General features: G+C 58.2%; 1 pseudogene. It reads left to right on the top strand.

The annotated features are described in order from the left end of the window. A pseudogene (locus ACXJ5O_RS28900) lies at window positions 1-641 on the top strand (glycosyltransferase); the annotation flags it as partial. Window positions 642-727 lie beyond the last annotated feature (86 nt).

Here is a 727-nt window from a genome sequence, read left to right as displayed (position 1 = left end):
ATCATGGTCTCGATCTTGACCGTTTCGGATATTTCTCTGGCGTCCGTCCGAGCCGCGACGGTTCGGACAGCTCGGATCCGATCCCGTGCAGATATTGAGCGTCGGCCGTGCCGAAGAAGGGCTACGACATCCTTTTGCAAGCACTGGCGCTTCTACCTGCCCGTCTACACTGGAGGTTCGTTCATATTGGCGGGGGCGATGAACTGGCGCGATTAAGGCCCCTTGCCGAAAAGCTCGGCATCGCGGACCGCATCACCTGGAATGGCGCGCTTGCGCAGGAGGATGTCCTTGGGCACTATCGCAGCGCCGATATATTTGCCCTCGCTTGCCGGGTCGCGGCAGATGGAGACCGCGACGGCTTACCGAATGTCCTTTTTGAAGCTTCCAGTCAAAACCTTGTCTGCATTTCAACGAATATTTCCGGCATACCCGAGCTTCTGACCGGCGGAGAAAACGGTTTCGTCGTCCCTCCGGAAGATCCCCGACTGCTGGCGGTTGCACTTGAACGCGCGATCCGCGAACCTGACCTTCGATACCGCTTGGGAAAGGCCGCCGAGAAACGGGTACGTGAACACTTCGATCACAATTCGAGCATCCGCCAATTGACCCGCCTTTTTGAGAGCGAATGGCAAAAACCATGAGCGAACCGCGCATCCTTTTTTACGTCCAGCATCTTCTTGGCATAGGTCATCTCGCTCGCGCCAGCCGCGTCGCCTCGGCGCGGCGC

The organism is Phyllobacterium sp. P5_D12 (genome assembly GCF_054049495.1).
This window is presented reverse-complemented; position numbering and strand designations above follow the sequence as displayed.